We start from the raw sequence: 4,161 nt of genomic DNA on the forward strand, positions 1-4,161 counted from the left end.
CCACAGCACCCCGTCCGGGTGGTGCAGCACCGCCGTCACCTCGTCCGGTGTCGGCGGCTCGGTGTTCCCCCGCAGGTAGACGGCCCGCAGCCCGAGGTTGCGCAGCCTCGTCAGCGCCTGCGGGCGGTTCGCGGCGTGCACGAGGACCCGTATCCGGGCCTCGTCGCGTTGGGGGCTGGGCACGGACAGCGCGACGATCACGCTGCCGTCGGGCTGCCTGGTATAGCCTCCTCCGGCTGTCTGCGGCATGGCGGCGTCCCCGTTTCCAAGGTGGTGGTCGTGGTCGGTCCTGCTGAGGGCATCTAAACGCGAACGGCCGTCGCCCGCCAAGGGGCGACGGCCGCTCACTTCAGGCAAGCGAACCACTACGCGCGGTCATCCGCGCGTCCTCACCAGAGCTTCGAGGGGCTCACCAGGATCGTCATCGTCTTGCCGCTGAGCGGCTGGTTGATGATCGAGATGCGGGTGTTGGTGTTGGGCACCTTCACACCTGCGGTCGGGTTGGACTCGTACCAGTAGGTTCCCAGCCGGTCGTCGAAGACGGGGTTGCCGAGCTTCGACTTGATCTTGGTGGGCACGCCGTTCTTGTGCAGCGTCATGCCCCTGGTCGGGTACCAGCTGAACGTCGAGTCGTACGCCTGGACGCGGTTGCGCATGAGCGTGCCGTCCGACCACTTCTCCGGCTTGGCGTGGGCGTCGATCGGCAGGATCAGGCCCTGACCGGGGTGGACGCCGACGTTGTTGTCGTTCTGCGAGGTGTCCCACAGCCAGATCAACAGGCCGGTCTCGTAGCGGTAGTGCTCGACCCAGTTCGGCTTGTTCTGCGGGTCGCCGAAGTTGTACGGGCCGGTCTTGAGCGTCTCGTCGTAGCCGGTGTACTGGCGGTTCTCGGCGATGTAGAACTGCGGGTAGGCCTTGGTGAAGCCCTCGCCGATGCGGCTGAAGCCGCCCGCGGTCCAGCCGGCCTTGTCGTCCTCGGCGCCGTCTTCGAGGATCTTCTCCCCGTCGGCGGTGATGACGATGTCGTCGGCGGTGAAGCCGCGTTCGGCGACGCCGCCGTCGGTGCGGTAGTAGAAGCGCAGGTCGATCTGCTTGCCGGCGTACTCGTCGAGCGAGTAGTTCAGCGCGACCTGGCCCTCGGACTCGCCGTGCAGCGCCGGGGTGTCGCTGGCGTCGCGCGGGATGGCCTCGCCGTCGGCGGTGCCGTCCAGGGCGGTCCACTTCTGGCCGCCGTCGGTGGAGACCTGGACGTACAGGTAGTCGTAGTCCTGCTCGATCTCCCACCAACCGGTCAGGTCCAGCGATGCCTTGCTGGCGCCGCTGAGGTCGACCTTGCGGGTGAGGGTGTTGTTGAGGTTGTCACCGCTGCCGCTCCACCACTGCTTGGCGCCGGTGGCGGGCTTGTTGATGGCGGTGGTGACCTCCTTCTCGGGCAGCTCGACGACCACGGCCTGCGGGCGCTTCTTGCCGCCCTTGCCCTTGCCCTTGGGATAGGGCGCGGCCTGGGTGCCGAGTGTGTGCAGGGACGTCTTGCCGGCCTTGGCGGTCTCGTAGTCGAGCCAGCCGAGCTGGAGCTTGTCCCAGGCGGTCATCTCGCCGGCCCAGTCGCCGATCGCGTCCTTGCCCTTGCCGAGCCAGGAACCGCTGGACATCAGCGACCAGTAGCCGACCGAGGACTCGCCGCGGCCGGTGGTGTCGTAGAGGTCCGGCAGGCCCAGGTCGTGGGCGTACTCGTGGGCGAAGACGCCCAGGCCGCCGTTCTCGGGCTGCACGGTGTAGTCGCCGACCCAGATGCCGGTGTCGCCGATCTCGGTGCCGCCGGCCCTGTTGAACTCCGGGCCGGTCTTGCCGTAGTCGGTGCCGTAGGCGTACCAGCGGTGAGCCCAGATGGCGTCGTCGCCCTGCGCGCCGCCGCCGGCGGAGGCGTCCTCACCGGCGTGCACGAACTGGAAGTGGTCGAGGTAGCCGTCCGGCTCGTTGAAGTTGCCGTCGCCGTCGTAGTCGTAGCGGTCCCAGACGTCGTACTCGGCGAGCTGCTCGCGGATCTGCTCGGTGGTCTTGCCCGCGGCCTTCTGGTCTTCGACCCACTGGTTGACGCCGTCGCGGACCGCGTCCCACACCGTCGGGCAGACGTTGCTGCCGCAGGCGGTGTTGCCGTAGCGGGCCTCGTTGTACTCGATCTTGACCCAGTCGGAGACCGTGCCGTTGACCGTGTACTTGCCTGAGGACTGGCCCTCGTAGTAGCCCTTCAGCGAGCCGGGGTGATCGCCGAAGTAGATGTCCTGGAAGTGCTCGCGGTTGAAGTCGGCCTTCCACAGCGTGGTGTTGTCCTTGCTGCGGTCGGGCTTCTCGATCTCGTTGTGGAGCGGCCCGCGGGTTCCCCCGAAGCGCGGGTCGATCTTGTCGCCGAACTCGATGAGGATGGTGAAGATCTTGTCGGTCTTCACCTGCTCCATCTCGACGTACTTGTTGTCGTCGAGCTTCAGCACCTTGGAGCCGTTGCGGCTCTGCGGCTTCTCACCGGCGGCGACCCGCTCCAGCGCGGCGAGGCGCTGGGCGTTCTGCTGCTTGGTCAGCGGGCCCGGCAGATTGTGCTCCACCAGGTGGGCGTCATCTGTGTCCCCGGGGGCGATCGCCTGCGGATGCGGCTGGTTCCCCTTGTGGTCGGACGATGCTATAGCGGTGGTGGGCAGCATCGCCGCTGCGCCCAGAGCGACAACGGCGGTAGCCAGTGCCGCTGTTCTGGACCTTGTGGATCTGTGTGGTCCGGTCACGTGGTCGAAGTCCTCCCCTGAAGAGTGCTAGTCACTCGTCGGGAGGCATTTGACCCGAGTACCAGCGGAAAAGACAGGTCTTGTTTTGGCCACGACAATCCACTACGTTGTCATGCCCCTCGCACGTACCAGTAGTACACCGCTCAACCAACCGTCACCCAGGGGCTGTTGGGGCACGGTACGGCCCGGCCGTACCGCCGCCGCGCCGGAGCAGGAGTCGACGCCGTGCGCCCCCCGTGCACCGGGCCGGGCGGCCCGTGGGTCACGTCACGCTTACCCACCGTTCCGCCAGGGCATCCCGCAACGTAGAGTCGTTCAACGGAACGCGACAGCCCGCACGACTCTCGACCTGACCCCTGAGGACGGATTCCGCCATGCCGCGTCCGAGTCTCGCTCAGACACTCTCCGGTTCCGCGACCGTAGTCCTGACCGCCCTCGCACTGCTGCTGATCACCGGAACGCAGTCCGGTACCGGCGCGGTGCTCATCGCCTGCGGGGCGCTGCTGTTGGGGCTGACCGTCGCCATGTTCGTCGGCTCCTCCGCCGACGAGCGGCGCCGGGCCACCACCACCGCGCTCACCCAGGCGGAGGCGGCGCCAGGCCCGCCCACCGCCGAAGTACGCCTGCCGCAGCCCACGTTGCGCCGCTGAAGCCGCTGGACACACCCCCGGCGGTGGGTGGACGTCAGGTCGAGGCCACGACGACGGTCTTGGCCGCCTTGTCGTGCACGCACTGCTGGTAGGGCTTGTCCCAGGTGCAGTAGAGGACGTTCACCAGCCAGAACAGCGTGCCGATGCACGGCACCAGGTTCGGCAGCGAGTACACCGCCGCCCGCGTCCAGCCGGGCGAACCGGCCGGCACCGCGCCGTTCTCCAGCATGCCCACCCGGATCTTCATCGCCATCTTGCCGAGGGTCTGCCCGCGCGAGGTCAGCATCAGGCCCTCGTACACCAGGTACACGAGCACGTACAGCAGGCCCTGGCCCCACTGGCCGCCGGTGTCGTCCGTGTTCCAGTCGAACGTGCCGAAGAACGGCGCGGTGATGAGGGTGAGCGGGATGCCCACGACCAGCCAGTCGATGATGCGCGCCACCAGCCGGCGGCCGCGCGAGGCGAGCGGCGGCATTCCCGCCAGCGGGTCGCCCGCCCCCTGCGCCCCGCCGTACGGGTTCTCGCCGTAGGGGTGGGAGGCGTACCCGCCGCCGGGCGGGGGCGGCGCCCCGCCACCCGGCGGCGGCGGCGCACTGTCGTACGGCGAACCGGACGCGCCCGGCGGCGGGGTCGGCTCACTCCCGCCGGGCGGCGGCTTGCGGAACGGGTCGTTCTCCGGGGGCTCTCCTGAGGCGCCGGGCGGCGGATGGTCAGTGCTCAGGCGCCGAGTGGAACCC

At 68.8% G+C, this 4,161-nt stretch carries 4 protein-coding genes; 1 reads left to right on the forward strand and 3 read right to left on the reverse strand.

Annotation, left to right across the window (positions count from 1 at the left end; genetic code table 11):
- Together GL263_RS22660 and GL263_RS22665 are read right to left on the reverse strand one after the other, a co-directional pair.
- On the reverse strand, window positions 1-249 hold a 249-nt coding region (locus GL263_RS22660; RefSeq protein ID WP_182857604.1), incomplete at its 3' end, for a hypothetical protein.
- 140 nt (window positions 250-389) lie between these two features.
- Window positions 390-2,696 carry an immune inhibitor A domain-containing protein gene (locus GL263_RS22665; protein ID WP_182857605.1) on the reverse strand — a complete coding sequence of 769 codons (2,307 nt, stop codon included), beginning with the start codon at window positions 2,694-2,696 and terminating at the stop codon, window positions 390-392.
- Between the two features lie 452 nt (window positions 2,697-3,148).
- On the opposite strand from GL263_RS22665, the gene GL263_RS22670 reads away from it, so the two are divergent.
- A complete protein-coding gene (locus GL263_RS22670; RefSeq protein WP_182857606.1) occupies window positions 3,149-3,424 on the forward strand; it encodes a hypothetical protein in 276 nt (91 codons plus the stop codon).
- 34 nt (window positions 3,425-3,458) lie between these two features.
- Here the strand turns inward: GL263_RS22670 and GL263_RS22675 are convergent.
- On the reverse strand, window positions 3,459-4,161 hold a 703-nt coding region (locus GL263_RS22675), incomplete at its 5' end, for an RDD family protein (protein ID WP_438947993.1).

It is taken from the genome of Streptomyces durbertensis (assembly GCF_014156695.1).
In the GTDB taxonomy this organism is placed as follows: Bacteria; Actinomycetota; Actinomycetes; order Streptomycetales; family Streptomycetaceae; genus Streptomyces; species Streptomyces durbertensis.